This window comes from Cupriavidus sp. 01L45, assembly GCF_056399885.1.
Genome location: NZ_JBFTSG010000068.1, coordinates 1 through 15,738, shown reverse-complemented (window position 1 = coordinate 15,738; position 15,738 = coordinate 1). Strand labels below are relative to the sequence as shown.

The window sequence follows — 15,738 nt, the reverse complement described above, 5'->3', positions numbered from 1 at the left end:
CGCCATCGCGCCCGGCCCGCTCCATGCGGTGCTCAACCGCTTCGCCAGTGCCGCCGGCATCGATCTTTCCTACGATGCCGCGCTGCTCGGCGCAGCCCGGAGCCCGGGATTGCAAGGCAGCCATACGGTGCCCGAGGGGCTGAAGACGCTGCTGGCGGGCACCGGGCTGGATGCGGTGGCGTTGCCGGGCGGCGGCTTCGCCGTGCGCAAGGCGCGGGAGGGCGCTCGCACCGAGGCCGTGCCGGTGCTGCCCGCCRTGACCATCACCAGTACGTCCCCAGCCGCGGGCGAATTGCCGCAGCCCTTCGCGGACGGGCAGCTCGCGCGCGGCGTCCGGCTGGGGATGCTCGGCAACACGGACATCATGGACGCGCCGTTCAGCGTCACCAGCTACACCGCCAGGGCGATCGAAGACCAGCAGGCGCGCACGGTAGGCGATGTGCTGGCCAACGATGCGTCGGTGCGCTTTGTCAGCCAGCCCGGCGGCATCCTGGATGCCTTCACGATCCGCGGCTTTCCCGTGGGCAACGGCAACTTCGGGGAAATCGCCTTCGACGGCCTGTATGGCGTCGCCTCCAACTACCGGGTGTCGACCGGCTATGTCGAGCGCGTCGAACTGATCAAGGGCCCGACCGCCATGCTGATCGGCATGGCGCCGAGCGGGAGCGTCGGCGGGGGCATCAACATCGTCCCCAAGCGGGCCACCGCGGAGGACCTGACGCAGGTCACGGCCGACTACGCCGCGGCGTCGCAGCTTGGCGGCAACGTTGACCTGAGCCGGCGGCTTGGCGCCGGGCGCCAGTTCGGCATCCGCCTTAACGGGAGCTATCGGGCGGGTGATACCAGCCTGGACAACCAGTCGCGCAATGCCGGGGCCGGCGCGCTGGCGCTGGATTACCAGGGCGAGCGCTTGCGCGCGACACTGGATTTCATCGGCCAGCGGGAGAGGATCAACGCGCCGTCGCGGCTCCTGCACATTGTCCCCGGCATCGCCGTACCCGGCGCACCGGATGGCCGGCGCAATATCACGCAGCCCTGGGAGCACTCCAGCATCCGCGACCAGTCGCTGCTGTTGCGGGCGGAGTACGACATCAGCGACAAGCTGGCCTGGTTCGTGGACGGTGGCGGTGGCCGCACCCGGGTTGCCAGGCTCTTTGCCATCACGCCCACCATTGTCAACGAGGCCGGCGATGTTGCCGTGTCGGACACGAACTACAAGTTCAACGTTGCCCGGGCCACGGCGGATACCGGCCTGCGGGCCCGCTTCGATACCGGGCCGGTCAGCCATCGCCTGAGCCTGGTCGTCAGCGGCTATCGGGACCAGCTTGAGCGAGGCTTCAATCATGCGTCCACGAGCGCGCTGACCAACCTTTACCATCCGCTATCCCTGCCCGCGCAGTACATCCTGGAGCCCGCCAGCGTACCGAAGGTGTCCGAGACGCGGCTGAACGGCGTGGCCGTGGCCGATACGCTGTCGCTGCTGGACAAGCGGTTGCAGGCGACGCTGGGCGTGCGTTACCAGCTGGTCAGGTCGGAGAATTTCGGCACGGCCGGCGCCGTCACGTCGCGCTATGACGAGGGGGCAGTGACACCGATGCTCGGCCTGGTGGTGAAGCCCTGGCAGCACGTCTCCCTGTACGCCAACCGCATCGAAGGACTGAGCAAGGGCGACACGGCGCCCTCCAGCGCCAGCAATGCGGGCGAGGTATTCGCGCCCTACAAGTCGACCCAGTATGAAGCCGGCGTCAAGCTGGAGCGGGGAGGCATGATCGCGACTGTCAGCGCGTTCCAGATCACCAAACCGGGTGGCCAGATGTCCGGCACGCTGTTCACCGCCAGCGGCGAGCAGCGCAACCGTGGGCTGGAGTTCGGCCTGTACGGCGAGGCGGCGGCAGGGGTGCGGCTGCTCGTCAGCGCCGCCGTGCTCGACGCCAGGCTCACCCGGACCGGCAGCGCCGATACGGAGGGCAAGACCGCCGCCGGCGCGCCCCGGCTGCAAGCCAATCTTGGCGCCGAATGGGATGCCGCGTTCGCGCCGGGCCTGACGCTGAGCGGCAGCCTGGTCTACACCGGGCGCCAGTATGTGGACCAGGCCAATACGCAGCGCATTCCGCAGTGGACCCGCGTGGATCTCGGCGCGCGCTACCAGACCACGCTGGCTCGCCGGCAGACCACCTTGCGGCTTAATGTCCGCAACGTCTTCGACCAGCGCTACTGGGCCGCGGTCGATGCATTCGGCGGCGTGGCGATTGGCGAGCCGCGAACGCTGCTGTTGTCGGCGACGATGCGTTTCTGAGGCACGGCGCCGCCGGTTCCCGGAATCAGGCGGGGGACCCCATCGCGGATTGCAGATAGTTTTGCAGGCCGACCTTTGCCACCAGCTCGATTTGCGTCTGGAGCCAGTCAATGTGCTCTTCGGTGTCATCCAGAATCCCGACGACTATCTCGCGCGACACGTAATCGCCCACGGATTCGAAGTACTTGATGGCTTCCTTGCAGCTGGCTTGGGAAACAAGTTCCAGTTTCAGGTCGCAACCCAGCATTTCCTCGGTGTTCTCTCCCAGCAGCAGTTTGTCGAGATCCTGCAGGTTCGGCAGCCCGTCGAGCATCAGGATGCGTTCGATGAGCTTGTCGGCATGCTTCATCTCTTCGATCGACTCGGCGTACTCGTGCTTGCCCAGCGCGCTCAAGCCCCAGTGTCCGTACATGCGGGCGTGCAGGAAATACTGGTTAATCGCTGTCAATTCGTGCTTGAGCTGGCCATTGAGAAGCTGAAGAACCTTCTTGTCGGTTTTCATGGTATTGATTCCCAATTACATTATTTATAAAACCAGTCATTGGATAAAAAATAATAATTTTATTGTTTGAAAAGGCAAGGAGTGAATTATGTATTTTTGTCCGCATTGTAATTGCTAATTGTTTTGATTTTCATTTGGCGGATGAGGGGGGCTTCGGGTGGCGTGTGCTGCATTTTCGGTCCCGGCTGGCGAGAGGCCGCGAGGGCGGGGTTTGTCTTTTGATAAGGATAGATGCCTTGCCAGCGGCTTGTTCGGGGCCGTAGTCGGATTGCCAGTGACCGGCTTGCGGGGCAAGGCAGGCGCGCTGCATGGCCAGTAGCGGCTCGTCGAACACCTCCTCGACGCGGTGGCAGCCGGTCTGGCCGTGCATGCCCGAGCTACTGGACGGTGATTGTCTCCTTCATATTCGGGTGTATGCCGCAGAAGATCTTGTAGACCCCCGGTTTGTCGAACCTGAACTTGAAGGTGTCGTTTTGATCGAGCGCGCCGGAGCGGAACAGGCCGGCGTCGTCGACAATCGTGTGCGGTTCGCCATCGAGATTTTTCCAGGTCACGGTCGAGCCGGCTTTGATCGTGAGCGACATCGGCGAGAACATGAAATTCTTCACAACGATGACATGGGTCTCCTGCGCTTGCGCGACGGAGAAGCCGGGAACCGATGCCGCCATGAGCATCCCGGCCCCGAGGGGGACGACGAGGGCGCGTCGAAGTAGAGTCGTTAGCATGATTTGGGTCCTGGTAGGTGAACAGTGCCTGGCAAGTCAGGCGAGCGTCGTGTCGGCAAGCGTCGCCTGGAACGGGTGGCGCATGATCTTGATGCTGGTCACGCCGAGCATCCTGGGAAGCTGATCGCCCGGGACTGTCAGCGGCATGGGTCCGGGGCCGTTGCCGGCCGTCGGTTGCGGGTAGGCTGTCGAGCGCGCCGTGTGGAAGGTGATATTGCCTTCCACCTTTGAGACGATCTGGTGGATATGGCCGTTCAGGACAGTGACCGAACCGAAACGCTTCAGATAACCCATCGCCTCGCCGGCATCGCCGGTGCCCCACCCCCACGGTTGATAGATCGTCCACATCGGCATGTGCGCGAAGACGACGATCGGCGTGCTGGACGAACGGCCCTTCAGGTCGGCTTGCAGCCAGGCGATCTGGTCGTCGCCCAGTCCCCCCAAACCGTTCGGCTTGAAATGCATCACGTTGACCAGGCCGATAAAGTGGACGCCACTGTGGTCGAAGCTGTAGTAGCCCCTGTTGCCGGAGGCATGGCCGAAACGCTTGAAGTACTCTGTCCCGGGCCCATCGGTGACATCATGCTCGCCGGGCACGGTATGCAACTCGGTGATATTCAGCCCCGACATTAATTGGGCCGCGTGGTCGAATTCCTCGGCCTTGGAAAGATGCGTAATGTCGCCCGTGTGAATCGTCAGCGCAGGCTTGACCGGCATGGCATTGACGAAGTCAATCGTCTGCCTGAGCGTACCAGCGACGTCGGGATTGGCTTCCTTGTTGAAGCCGATATGCGTGTCGCTGATCTGCAGGAAAAGAGGGATGCCCGCGGCAGCCGGCTGACCCTTCCCCGAGGCGGAAAGGGCCAGTTCCACCGGCGCGAGAACGCCGCCGGCTAGGACAAAGACGGTGCCCGCGCCACCGAAAGCGAGACACTTCAACGCGCCGCGGCGCGACGGATTGGATGGATGATCTGACGACATATTGCCCTCACGAGACAGGTTCGAGAGGCAGACCGCCGGACCATCCGACGGCCCCCCCCCGATTGGGTTCATGAGGAAGACCGCCGGGCCATCCGTTTTATTCCGCCGTTTTGTTCCACCGTGAGCACCGCGCCGCGCAGGCTAGGAAGCCGGATGCGCGCGCAGGTCCGTGATGAAGTCGTTCAGTTCCGCTTCGCCGGCATCGGTGATCGCCCAGTAATTCATGCCCGCGGCACTCCAGTGGGCGAGGTGATAGCCCTGCTGCGCATAGATGCGAGGCGTGGCGCCCGCGTCGTTGCCCGGCCACACATAGAGATTGATCGGGTGCAGCTTGTAGTGATAGACCATCACGGCGACCGCCCGCCCGTTCAGGTAATCCAGCCGCCCGCCGACCAGCGGATACCCCTGCTGCACAAGATCGACCACAGGTGGCGCAAAGTCCAGCTTGCCGTCAAACCACGGCTTGACCGTATGCCGGTCGGTTGAAATCACATCGGAGAGGTGATTGACCTGCAACGAGCGAATATGGTTATCCACGAGTTCCTGGGTCAGGCGCGTCTCGCTCGATGGCACCGAGAGGTACAGCCCCACGCTCCAGGTCAACGCGACCACACTCATCASCATCGCGCCAGCCGGCGCCCAGGCCAGCGGCCCGCCGCCGCTCCACCGGCCGAATCGCTCACCCAGCCGCTGCCAGAGCGTGCGGCGCGCCGGCAGCGCAGCCTTGATGCGTTTCACCAGTTCCCGCGGCGCCTCTACACGCAAATCCGCCTGCCGCAGCTGCGCACTCACCTGGCGGTGTTGTGCATAGACCTGCTGGCACTGTTCGCAGTCAGCAAGATGGCGCTCGAATTCGAGCGCTTCGGACAGGCTCAACTCCTGGTCGAGATAGCCCGGCAGTAATTCAAATGCCTGTTTGTGATCCATCACGCCTCCTGATCCGTCGGGGCGAGCAGCGCCGCGAGTTGCTGGCGGCCTCGGCCCAGGCGAGACATCACCGTGCCTATCGGGATGCCCACGATGGTGGCGATTTCCTTGTACGACAAGTCTTCCAGTTCCCGCAACACGACAACTTCCCGGTATTCCAGCCGTAAGCCCTGCAACGCCTTATGCACCCGCTTCTGGCTCTGGCTGCGTATGAGCATCGCTTCGGGACTGACGTCATGGTCAGCGGCACTCATCTCAAGGCTGTGCATGTCTTCCTCGAACATCATGGTTTCCGCTGCATGCCCCCGGTTCTGCTGATGCCAGGTGTAGAAGGTGTTGCGCACAATGCTCAATAGCCATGCACGGGCATCCTCGCCGCGGAATCCGCCAAAAAACCGGAACGCGCGCAGGTACGCCTCCTGCACCACGTCCTGGGCATCCTGGTCGTTATGCGTCAGCCATCGCGCGACATTGAAAGCCGAGTTCATATGAGGCAATACAAGCGTCTCGAAGCGCTGCGCGGTGTCTGGATCGGCCATTGTGAAGTTTCTGCTGTAACCGCAATCCGTGACCGGCAGTGAGTTAACAACAGGACCGCCGGCATGCCATTTTTATTCCCGGAACCGCCGCCTGAATCGGATCCCGTGTTGATTCGGCATAGGAAGTGCCGGTCGTGTGATCGGTACGCCTCCTATGTCCGTCTTCTTCCCGGGCAGCCAGTTCCGCACCACCGACGATCCGCGCGCGCGTCGCAAGCGGATGACTGCGTGCAGAAGCGGGAATATCCGGCGACGGAACGGCGTCTACTCATTGTTGTGTATCAAAGGGAAGGAAAGTGCAACTTATCCGCCATGCGGTAGCGACCCGGCTCGCCGCCTCTCTCTATGGCTTCGAACCGAACGATGAACGTATCGTGATCCTGCTGATCACCAGCGGCACGCAAGGCTTGCAGATTGCATTGCTCGCCCCGGGCGTAATGATGCCAACGGCATTCCAAAACTTGAACTGGTCTCGATTCATGATCCCATCCGATCAGGATTGGTACGAAACAAAAAGTCGTTCAATTTCCCTGCCAGCCGTATCCTCTTTCGAGAAACCGTGTGCGACCTGCGCCCGCAATCAAGGGGTGGGCCTCGTCTGCGCGGTCTGGTTTTCACCGGTCTGTGCTGCCTGGTTTCCACTCATCAGCGCACTCCTCTGCGCTTGATGTTTGGCTTCCAGTCTTTGTTCCGCCGCTTGAATGTCGGCGGGGTAGTTACTATCCCCGCCTTGGGAAGGGTTGTAACCGACCGACTCCAATTCCTCGAGTTCATGCCGCACTTCCGCACGAGTGACTTGATGCGTGCCGGGTTCGGGCGACGTTTGCGCGTATACACAAGCTGAGGTTGCCATCAACGCAGCGCTCACGATGAGCGAACCGCGCATGGGCAGGAAAAAAAGCCGATTCAGCGAATTCGATTTCATGTCAATACTCCTTGGTTGTTCGAGCGAGGGATGCCGCAGTCGATTCGACTGCGCAGCATGACGCTCTGCATGGGTTAACCGCGGAGCCAGTCTCCTTATTCCCCAATTTCTTTCGCGGAAAAAACGCATCCGTGGCGCATCCGTGGCATCAGCGATAGGAGGACACAGGAGCACGAACCGGGGCACGGGAATTTCCCTTGGCCGGCAGCCGCGTCAACAACTGGAGCGGGAATAAAACGGGTGGCTGCGCGGTTCTACAAATGCACGGCGAACGAGTTCTCGGGATGGATCAATATCCCGGAAACCGGAAGCGAGTTGCGTGCCCGGGCGTAGCCTTCACGGCGATGCGCTTTGGAAGCTATCCCTACTGTAATTGGAGATCGTCATGAAAATCCTGATTTCGGCCGCTGTCGCGGCATTGGCTTCGTTCGCAGCGCTGGCCCAGTCACCCAGCATCCCCGCAACCTCTGACAGCAACACCCATATCGCCGGGCCGCGCGATCCCTACACGGATGGCGCGAAAGCAGGCAGGTACGACGTCTATTCCGACGGCGCAAGAATCACGGATCGGCGCGATCCGTTCACCGACGGCGCGCACGGCTAAGACGCTGCCAGAACCGCAGGCGGCATGAATGAAAAGAGAAAGGGCGGGGCTGCGGCCCGCCCTTGTCGCGCCAGAGCCCGGAAATTGCCAAGGCCCTCAGGCGCCTGCACTACCCATTGGAAGTGATGCTAACCTAGCGTGCGCTCGGCAGTGTCAGCGCTTGGTGGCAAGCGCCGCCGCATCGGGATGCGTGGAGGTAGAGCATGTCACACTTTCCCTATCTTCAAAGGTTGCGGCCGGCGGGTGTGCGATCGGTCCGCCTGACCACCGGACTGGTGCTGTTTACCTACGTGGGTACGCATCTCCTGAATCACTCGCTGGGGAATATCTCGCTCGCCTGGCTGGAGCGTGGCCTGCTTGTGCAGAAGTTCATCTGGCAGGGATGGCTTGGAACGGCAGTGCTGTACAGCGCGCTGGTGACGCATTTCTTCCTGGGTTTGTGGGCGCTGTACGAACGGCGCTCGTTGCATTGGACGCCGGGCGAGGTGGCGCAGCTCGTCCTCGGCTTGTGCATACCGCCGCTGCTGGCCAACCATGTCGCGAATACGCGGATCGCCTTTGCCGCGTTTGACCTGAACAAGGGTTATGCGCAGTTGCTGTACTCGTTCTGGATCGCTTCACCGTTCTTCGGCCGTGTGCAGCTGATGCTCCTGGTGGTTGCCTGGCTGCATGGGTGTTACGGCCTCTGGTTCTGGTTGCGCTTGAAACCATGGTTTGGTGCGTGGCGAAGCGTGCTGCTGAGCGTTGCCGTGCTGCTTCCGGTGCTTGCGCTGCTAGGCTTCTTGCAAGGCGGACGGGAAGTGATCGCGCTCGCGCAGGATCCCGTCTGGCGCGCCGCGGCGACCCGCCCGGCGATCATCGGAACGGATTTGCAAAATCTCTGGCTCGCCGAGCTGCGCAACGATTTCTTGCTCTTCGATGGGGGTGCGCTGCTGCTGGTGCTCTCAGCGCGGCTGGTGCGCATGGTGCGGGAGCGCAAGGTCGGGCGGCTCTGCATCATGTATCCGGACGGGCGAAAGGTATTCGCGCCGCTTGGATTCTCGGTGCTGGAGGCTAGCCGCATGGCCGGCGTTCCCCATGCCAGCACCTGCGGTGGCCGCGCCCGATGTACGTTGTGCCGGGTGCGCGTGCTCAGCGCTGTGCCGCTGCCCGCGCCGGCCGAGGCGGAGCGGCGTGTTCTGGAGCGGCTGGGAGCGGATTCGCAGACAGTGCGCCTCGCCTGCCAGTTGCGGCCGACCCATGCGCTCTCCRTGTGGCCACTGGTGCCTCCGGCCGCCTCCACGGCCTTCCTGCAGCGGCGCCAGCGGGACGTCATGCCGCAAGAGCGATTCGCGGCGTTCATGTTCGTGGATATGCGGGATTCCACAAAGCTTGCGGCGGCACAACTGCCGTTCGACAGCATCTTCATGGTCAGCCGCTTCCTGAGTGCGGTCTGCGCCGCGGTGGTCCAGGCGGGCGGTCTGCCAAACCAGTTCCTGGGAGACGCGGTGCTCGCGATCTTTGGCTTGCACAGCGAGCCGGCCGTGGCCTGTCGTCAGGCGCTCAGCGCGGTGCCGCTGGTCGCAGCCAATATTGACGAACTCAACGCCGCTCTCAAGCAGGAGTTGCAGACGCCAATCCGCTTTGGCATTGGATTGCATTGCGGCCGGGCCGTCATGGGCGAGATTGGTTTCCGCGAGCATGTCACGTTCACGGCGATTGGCGACCCGTTAAACGTGGCCTCGAGACTTGAACAGTTGACAAAAGAGATCGCTTGCGAGGCGATCGTCTCGGAACAGGTCTTCCAGCACGCCGGCGTTTCGGCCGCAGGCTTGCCGCAGCTTGCCGCACGCCTGCGAGGCCGCGATGAGCCGGTGCCCGTCCGCGTGCTGTCCAAGGCGGCGGAGATGCCCCGGGCCTGACAATGCCTTCCACGCCACGCCCGCTGCGGCGGTGCTGGAACTAGCTCAGCGACGAATCGACCCACACTAAAGCCGGATGAACCCGTAGCGTGGCTGGCGCCGGCCCGAGGGCGATGCAAGGCCGGTCATCGCATCACGCCCGATGACCGGCCGGCTTCCCACTTACTGCACGTTACCTGCCACGGCGATGGTCTGGCCGGTGATGTAGTTCGAGTCCGGCGAGCAGAACAGGTACACGCCGCCAGCGGCTTCCTCCGGGGTGCCCCCACGGCCGAGCGGGTTGCGCTGGGCGTGCGCCTTCAGCAGTTCCGGATTCAGGCCGACGCGGATGTCGCGGCCCTCGATATTCACAGTCGCGCCGGCCTTGGCGTCGGCCGACGTCATGCGGGTGTGGATCAGGCCGAATGCCACGGCGTTCACATTGACATTGAAACGGCCCCATTCGCGGGCGAGCGCGCGGGTCATGCCGATCACGCCGGACTTGGCGCCGGAGTAGTTCAGCTGGCCGGCATTGCCGTTCAGGGCCGAGGTCGACGAGATGTTGACGATCTTGCGGTACACCTCGCGGCCGGCTTCCTTGTCGGCGGCGTGCAGTGCCTTGATGTGCGGATAGGCGGCGCGGATGATGCGGAAGGGCGCGGTCATGTGGCAGTCCAGGATGGCGTACCACTGCTCGTCGCTCATTTTCTGCACCACGTCGYCCCAGGTGAAGCCGGCGTTGTTGACGAGGATGTCGATGCTCTTGAAGTGGCTCATCGCCGTGTTGATGAAGCGATCGGCGAAGTCCGGCGCGGACACGTTGCCCACGCAGGCCACGGCCTCGACGCCCATCGCCTTCAGTTCTTCCACGGTCTGGTGCGCCGGTTCGGCGTCCAGGTCGTTGATCACCAGGCGCGCGCCTTCGCTGGCCAGGCGCCTGGCAATCGCGTTGCCGATACCACGGCCGGAACCGGTGACCAGTGCCACCTTGCCGTCAAGTGTTCCCATGTCTTATCTCCTGAATTTGTGAATTTACTGAATTTGCTGAACTTGCTTGGGGTTACAGGGCGACGACCGCGTCGCCCAGGATCTTGGTTTCGCCATATTGGTTGGCGGTCTGGATTTCCAGCTTGATGCGCTTCTCGCCGTTCACTTCCAGCTTTTCCACCACGTGGCCGCTGCAGGTGATGCGGTGGCCGAGATGCGTGATGCCGACAAAGCGCACGCCGAATTGGCGCAACTGCCGCTGGTCAACCCACAGCGTGAGCAGGCGGCCCAGATAGGCCATCGACAGCATCCCGTGCGCGAACACGTCGGGCATGCCGGCCTTGCGCGCGAAGTCGGTATCGATATGGATCGCGTTGTGATCGTTCGAGGCGCCGGCAAACAGCGCCAGCGTGGTGCGGTTGATCGGCTCCAGCGTCAGCGGGGGCAGGGTGTCGCCGACCTGGATCTGCTCAAAGCTCAAATTGCTCGGATTGCTCAAATTGCTCGGATTGCTCGGATTGCTCATTGGGGGTCTCCGGTTCAGCCGTTGCGCTGCACGAGTACGCTGCGCAGGTCGGCCACATGTTCGCCGTCCTGGTTGGTCACGCGTGTCTCGCGTACCACGAAGTCCAGCGCGCCGCCTTTCTTCTCGTAGATGTCGGTGATGCGCGTTTGCAGGTGCAGCGTGTCCCCCGCATAGGCCATGCGGTGGTAGGTGAAGGACTGTTCGCCGTGCAGGATGCGCTCGACCTTGATGCCGAGTTCGTCGCGCCAGGCGCTGGGCGGCTGCACCAGTTCCAGCGAAAAGAGGAAGGTGGGCGGCAGCGGCAGGCCGGGGTGGCCGGCRTCGCGCGCGGCGGCTTCGTCGAGATAGATCGCCCTGGTCTCGCCGGTGGCCTTGGCGAAGAAGCGCAACTGGCTGGCGGCGGCGGTGGTGCGGAAATCCGCGATCACCTTGCCGATGAATTTCTTGTCAATCATGGGAAAGACTCCGTCGGGTAGCGTTCGGTAATCAGCGCAATCAGGCGTGCTTCTTGTAGACCGTGACAACGCACGCGCCGCCCAGCCCCAGGTTGTGCGCCAGCGCCACCTTTGTGCCCTCGACCTGGCGCTGCTCCGCCGTGCCGCGGATCTGGTGCGTCAGCTCGTAGCACTGGGCCAGGCCCGTGGCGCCGAGCGGGTGGCCCTTGGACAGCAGGCCGCCGGACGGGTTGACGACCCAGCGGCCGCCGTAGGTGTTGTCGCCGTCGTTGACCAGCTTCTCCGCGCCGCCTTCTTCGCACAGGCCCAGGCCTTCGTAGGTCAGCAGTTCGTTCTGCGCGAAGCAGTCGTGCAGCTCGATCACATCCACGTCCTCGGGGCCGATGCCGGCCTGCTCATAGACGCTTTGCGATGCCGAGCGCGTCATGTCGAAACCGACCACGCGGATCATGTCCTTGCTGTCGTAGGTGCTGGGGGTGTCGGTGGTCAGTGCCTGGCCGGCGATCAGCACGTCGGTGCGCAGGCCGCGCTTGCGGGCGAATTCTTCCGAGACCACGATGGCGGCGGCGCCGCCGCAGGTCGGGGGGCAGGCCATCAGGCGCGTCAGCACGCCATCCCATAGCATCGGCGAGGCCAGCACGTCTTCCGGCGTGACGATGTTGCGGAACACAGCGAGCGGGTTGCGCGCGGCATGCTGGCTGGCCTTGGCGCGGATCTTGGCGAAGGTCTCCAGCCTGGTGCCGTACTTGGTCATGTGCGCACGGCCCGCGCCGGCGAACTGGCGGATGGCGCTGGGCAGGTCGGTACGGTCGACCAGTTCGTTGACCAGGTTCAGCGCGCGCTCCAGCGCCGGTGCGCGGTCGCTCCACTTGGAGCTGAGCGCGCCCGGCTGCATGAACTCGAAGCCCACCGCCAGCGCGCAGTCCACCGCGCCGCTCTGCACCGCCTGGCGTGCCAGGAACAGTGCCGACGAGCCGGTGGCGCAGTTGTTGTTGACATTGATGACCGGGATGCCGGTCATGCCCGCATGGTAAAGCGCCTTCTGGCCGCAGGTGGAATCGCCATAGACGTAGCCGGCGTAAGCCTGCTGCACGTCGGCGTAATCGATGCCCGCATCCTCCAGCGCCTGGCGCACCGCGTGCGCGCCCATCATGTCATAGGTTTCGCTGGTGCCCGGCTTCTTGAACGGGATCATGCCGACGCCGGCGACGAATACTTTACGAGTCATGTCATTCTTCCTTCGGATTGCGGTGGTGTTTACGATGGCGATATGAATTACATCTTTCGCGAGATCAGGTCGCGCATGACCTCGCTGGTGCCGCCGTAGATCCGCGTGACGCGGGAGTCGGCAAAGGCGCGCGCCACCGGGTACTCCAGCATGTAGCCGTAGCCGCCGTGCAGCTGCACCATTTCGTCCAGTGCCTTGCCCAGGGCTTCCGTGGCATAGAGCTTGGCGATGGCGGCTTCTTCCAGCGTCAGGCGGCGGCGCACGTGCTCGGCGAGGTAATGATCCACCATCAGGCGCACGGCCACGGCTTGCGCCTTGATGTCAGCCAGCTTGAACTTGGTGTTCTGGAAGTCCCACACGGTCTGGTTGAAGGCCTTGCGTTCCTTCACATAGTTGATGGTGTGTTCCAGGCAGACTTCCAGCTTGGCGGCGGCGCTCACGGCGATGCTCAGGCGCTCCTGCGGCAGTTCGCCCATCAGGTAGGCGAAGCCCTTGCCTTCCTCGCCCAGGCGGTTGCCCACCGGCACGCGCACGTTGTCGAAGAAGAGTTCGGCGGTGTCCTGCGCGTGCTGGCCCACCTTGTCGAGCTTGCGGCCGCGGCGGAAGCCTTCGCGGTCGGCTTCCACCATGATCAGGCTGACTCCCTTGGAGCCGGCGCTGGGATCGGTCTTGCACACCATGATGATCAGGTCGGCATTCAGGCCGTTGCTGATGAAGGTCTTGCTGCCGTTGATCACGTATTCGTCGCCCTCGCGCACGGCGGTGGTACGCACGGCCTTGAGGTCGCTGCCGGTGCCCGGTTCGGTCATGCCGATGGCAAGGATGGCCTCGCCGGAGCAGACCCTGGGCAGCCAGCGTTGCTTCTGTTCCTCGCTGCCGATGCGGTTGATATACGGGGCAATKATGTCGGAGTGCACGCCAAAGCCGGGGCCGCTGACGCCGGCGCGCGCGACTTCCTCGTTGAAGATCGCGCAGTGGCCGAAGTCGCCGCCGCCGCCGCCGTACTCGGTCGGCAGCGTGATGCACAGCAGGCCCTCGCGGCCGGCCTTGAGCCAGGTTTCACGGTCGACCACGCCAGCCTTGTCCCAGGCGGCCTGGCGGGGAACGCATTCGCGTTCGAGGAAGCGGCGCACGGTGGTGCGGAACATTTCGTGGTCGTCGCGGAAGACGGTCCGGGTGACTTGCATGTGAAGCTCCGATAGAAAGGGTGAGGGCGTTGGTCCGCTCTTAGCGTACGCAGGCGACGTGTGCCGCGGGTTCGGGGTGGAATAGCTGATCGACCAGGTGCGCGCGGCGCGCGCGGGTGGTTGCCTGGTTGACGTAGCCCTTTTCGGCCATCTCGTTGGCGTCGATCGAAGGCGGCTCGGCCATCAGCAGCACGCGCCGCACGCTCAGGCTGGCGCCGTCCTTGCCCTGGGCGCGCAGGCGTTCGCATAGCGCATTCACCACCAGCGGGTGCTGCACCAGCGCTGCGGCGTCCAGTTCGGCCAGCTCCGGGGCCAGCGCACGGCAGGCGGCGAGGTTGGGCCAGGCCAGCGCGGCGAGGTAGTCGTGATCGTGGCCGCAGATGACGGCATCGGTAATCAGCGGCGCGCATCGATCGATCAGCGCCAGGCGCACGGCGCCGGTGCGGACCCAGGTGCCGTTGGCCAGCTTGAAGTCCTCGACCACGCGCCCGGCGAACACCAGGCCGCGGGCCGGATCGGCGGGATCGGCCAGGCGCACGGCGTCGCCCAGGCAGAAATAGCCCTCATCGTCGAAGGCCGCGGCGGTGAGGTCGGGGCGCTTGACGTAGCCGGAGAAAACGAAGGGGCCGCGCATGCGGATCTCGAAACGCCCGTCGCCACCGTCCAGCGGCACCAGCTTGATCTCGGCACCGGGCATCGGCACGCCGACATTGCCGACGCCGTCGGTGGCCCAGCCGCAGTACACGCCCATGGCGGTGGTTTCCGTGGAGCCCAGGCCGGAGCAGAAGACAATGTGTTCGCCCACCGTCTGTTCGGCCACGCGCTGGATGCGCTGCAACACGTCGCCCGGCAGGCTGGCGCCGCCATAGCCGAAGCTGACCGCATTGGCGAGCAGGCTGCGCGCCAGCACCGGGTCGCGTTCGAGTTCAGTGACCAGCGCGCTCCACGCGGACGGCACGCTGTTGAACATGGTGGGCGAGACTTCGCGCAGGTTGCGCACGGTGCGCTGGAACAGGCCGGGCAGGGGGCGGCCATCGTCAATGTAATGCGTGGCGCCCAGCACGATGGCGCGCGCGAAGTTGGTCACGCCGCCCAGGCCATGGTGCCAGGGCAGCCAGTCGAGGAACACCGGCTGCCGCTCGATCAGGGCGGCGAGGTTCTCCGCGTGATAGGCAGTCACCGCGTTGAGATTGCTGTAGGCGGTGGCCACGCCCTTGGGGACACCGGTGGAACCCGAAGTAAACAGCACGCGCACCGTGTCCGTGGGACGGATGGCGGCGTGCGCGCTGGCCAGCGCGGCCAGCCGCGCCGGCGTCAGCTCGGTGGCTGCCAGGCTGCTCCAGGCGTGCTGGCCGGCTGCCGCGCCTTCCACGGCGATAACCGCCGCCTTGTAGCCTTCCAGGGCCGCGATGGCACGCTCGAAGGGCGCGGCCGATTGCACGAACAGTGCCGCGGGCGGCACCAGTTCAGCTACGCCCTTCAGACGGGCGAAATCGCGGCTGATGGTGGAGTAGGCGGGCGACACCGCGGCGGCGGGCACGCCTACGTACTCGGCGGCAAGCAGCACGACGGCCTGCTCGATGGAGTTGCCGGAAAGCAGCATCAGCGGACGGTCTTGTCCGAGGCCGAGTTCCAGCAGCGCGGCGCCCACGGCCTGTACCTGGTGCCACAGTTCGGTCCAGGTGATTGTGCGCCATGCGCCCTGCGCGTCGCGCTCGCGGAATGCGGCGTTGGTGCCGCGGCGCTCTGCCCAGTAGGGCAGGAAGTCGGCCATGCCTTGCTGGGGGATCTTGGTCGGCGGCGTGGCGCAGCGCAGCAGAAGCGTGCCGTCGGGGCGGCGCTCGATTAGGGTGCGGCGCTTGGGGAAGCAGACCGGGCGGTAGGGGTGATCGGTGGCGGCTGGCGGGTGCGCGGCCGTTGGGGTGTTCATTGGGGCTGTCTCCTGGGCTGGATGCGGGTCCTGGGCTGGATGCGGG

The 15,738-nt window shown here is 64.3% G+C and carries 15 protein-coding genes; 3 read left to right on the top strand and 12 right to left on the bottom strand.

Annotated features, from left to right (window positions below):
* Positions 1-364: 364 nt before the first annotated feature.
* Positions 365-2,296, top strand: coding sequence for a TonB-dependent receptor (locus AC1DT6_RS34670; protein WP_441633553.1), 1,932 nt, complete (start codon positions 365-367; stop codon positions 2,294-2,296).
* A gap of 25 nt (positions 2,297-2,321) precedes the next feature.
* Here AC1DT6_RS34670 and bfr read toward each other — a convergent pair whose 3' ends face one another.
* From bfr to AC1DT6_RS34640, 6 genes are all read right to left on the bottom strand, one after another.
* Entirely contained in the window at positions 2,322-2,798 is a 477-nt protein-coding gene (gene bfr / locus AC1DT6_RS34665) for a bacterioferritin (RefSeq protein WP_276288369.1), read from the bottom strand.
* A 377-nt stretch (positions 2,799-3,175) separates the two neighbouring features.
* Entirely contained in the window at positions 3,176-3,523 is a 348-nt protein-coding gene (locus AC1DT6_RS34660) for a cupredoxin domain-containing protein (RefSeq protein WP_441633518.1), read from the bottom strand.
* A 36-nt stretch (positions 3,524-3,559) separates the two neighbouring features.
* Complete coding sequence (locus AC1DT6_RS34655) at positions 3,560-4,504, bottom strand: metallophosphoesterase family protein (protein WP_477104594.1); 945 nt, start codon at positions 4,502-4,504, stop codon at positions 3,560-3,562.
* Positions 4,505-4,645: 141 nt separating this feature from the next.
* Positions 4,646-5,431, bottom strand: a complete 786-nt coding sequence (locus AC1DT6_RS34650; protein WP_477115339.1) for an anti-sigma factor family protein — start codon at positions 5,429-5,431, stop codon at positions 4,646-4,648.
* Positions 5,431-5,970, bottom strand: coding sequence for a sigma-70 family RNA polymerase sigma factor (locus AC1DT6_RS34645; RefSeq protein WP_441633512.1), 540 nt, complete (start codon positions 5,968-5,970; stop codon positions 5,431-5,433). The genes AC1DT6_RS34650 and AC1DT6_RS34645 overlap by 1 nt, the downstream gene beginning before the upstream one ends.
* Before the next feature lie 580 nt (positions 5,971-6,550).
* Positions 6,551-6,895, bottom strand: a complete 345-nt coding sequence (locus tag AC1DT6_RS34640; RefSeq protein WP_441633510.1) for a DUF4148 domain-containing protein — start codon at positions 6,893-6,895, stop codon at positions 6,551-6,553.
* A 385-nt stretch (positions 6,896-7,280) separates the two neighbouring features.
* Here AC1DT6_RS34640 and AC1DT6_RS34635 point away from each other — a divergent pair, with 385 nt between their 5' ends.
* Both AC1DT6_RS34635 and AC1DT6_RS34630 read left to right on the top strand, forming a co-directional pair.
* On the top strand, positions 7,281-7,499 hold the full coding sequence (locus tag AC1DT6_RS34635; RefSeq protein ID WP_045242673.1) for a hypothetical protein: 219 nt from the start codon (positions 7,281-7,283) through the stop codon (positions 7,497-7,499).
* Positions 7,500-7,774: 275 nt separating this feature from the next.
* Complete coding sequence (locus AC1DT6_RS34630) at positions 7,775-9,400, top strand: adenylate/guanylate cyclase domain-containing protein (protein ID WP_477115338.1); 1,626 nt, start codon at positions 7,775-7,777, stop codon at positions 9,398-9,400.
* Positions 9,401-9,562: 162 nt separating this feature from the next.
* Here AC1DT6_RS34630 and AC1DT6_RS34625 read toward each other — a convergent pair whose 3' ends face one another.
* Genes AC1DT6_RS34625 through AC1DT6_RS34600 form a run of 6 tightly spaced genes read right to left on the bottom strand, consistent with a single transcriptional unit; the run spans position 9,563 to position 15,692 of the window.
* Positions 9,563-10,387, bottom strand: coding sequence for an SDR family NAD(P)-dependent oxidoreductase (locus AC1DT6_RS34625; protein WP_477115337.1), 825 nt, complete (start codon positions 10,385-10,387; stop codon positions 9,563-9,565).
* 52 nt (positions 10,388-10,439) lie between these two features.
* Positions 10,440-10,892: a MaoC family dehydratase gene (locus tag AC1DT6_RS34620; protein WP_441633504.1), complete on the bottom strand. Its 453-nt coding sequence runs from the start codon at positions 10,890-10,892 to the stop codon at positions 10,440-10,442.
* Positions 10,893-10,906: 14 nt separating this feature from the next.
* Complete coding sequence (locus AC1DT6_RS34615; protein ID WP_441633502.1) at positions 10,907-11,347, bottom strand: MaoC family dehydratase N-terminal domain-containing protein; 441 nt, start codon at positions 11,345-11,347, stop codon at positions 10,907-10,909.
* A 40-nt stretch (positions 11,348-11,387) separates the two neighbouring features.
* Complete coding sequence (locus tag AC1DT6_RS34610) at positions 11,388-12,575, bottom strand: lipid-transfer protein (protein ID WP_441633500.1); 1,188 nt, start codon at positions 12,573-12,575, stop codon at positions 11,388-11,390.
* A 47-nt stretch (positions 12,576-12,622) separates the two neighbouring features.
* Entirely contained in the window at positions 12,623-13,762 is a 1,140-nt protein-coding gene (locus tag AC1DT6_RS34605) for an acyl-CoA dehydrogenase family protein (protein ID WP_441633498.1), read from the bottom strand.
* A 40-nt stretch (positions 13,763-13,802) separates the two neighbouring features.
* A complete protein-coding gene (locus tag AC1DT6_RS34600) occupies positions 13,803-15,692 on the bottom strand; it encodes a feruloyl-CoA synthase (RefSeq protein ID WP_441633496.1) in 1,890 nt (629 codons plus the stop codon).
* Positions 15,693-15,738 lie beyond the last annotated feature (46 nt).

Excerpts from the sequence above, each read along its gene's own strand:
- AC1DT6_RS34655 (WP_477104594.1), bottom strand. The coding sequence starts at position 4,504 with ATGTCGTCAGATCATCCATCCAATCCGTCGCGCCGCGGCGCGTTGAAG.
- AC1DT6_RS34670 (WP_441633553.1), top strand. The coding sequence starts at position 365 with ATGGACGCGCCGTTCAGCGTCACCAGCTACACCGCCAGGGCGATCGAA.
- AC1DT6_RS34640 (WP_441633510.1), bottom strand. The coding sequence starts at position 6,895 with ATGAAATCGAATTCGCTGAATCGGCTTTTTTTCCTGCCCATGCGCGGT.
- AC1DT6_RS34600 (WP_441633496.1), bottom strand. The coding sequence starts at position 15,692 with ATGAACACCCCAACGGCCGCGCACCCGCCAGCCGCCACCGATCACCCC.
- AC1DT6_RS34635 (WP_045242673.1), top strand. The coding sequence starts at position 7,281 with ATGAAAATCCTGATTTCGGCCGCTGTCGCGGCATTGGCTTCGTTCGCA.
- AC1DT6_RS34620 (WP_441633504.1), bottom strand. The coding sequence starts at position 10,892 with ATGAGCAATCCGAGCAATCCGAGCAATTTGAGCAATCCGAGCAATTTG.
- AC1DT6_RS34660 (WP_441633518.1), bottom strand. The coding sequence starts at position 3,523 with ATGCTAACGACTCTACTTCGACGCGCCCTCGTCGTCCCCCTCGGGGCC.
- AC1DT6_RS34610 (WP_441633500.1), bottom strand. The coding sequence starts at position 12,575 with ATGACTCGTAAAGTATTCGTCGCCGGCGTCGGCATGATCCCGTTCAAG.
- AC1DT6_RS34645 (WP_441633512.1), bottom strand. The coding sequence starts at position 5,970 with ATGGCCGATCCAGACACCGCGCAGCGCTTCGAGACGCTTGTATTGCCT.
- bfr (WP_276288369.1), bottom strand. The coding sequence starts at position 2,798 with ATGAAAACCGACAAGAAGGTTCTTCAGCTTCTCAATGGCCAGCTCAAG.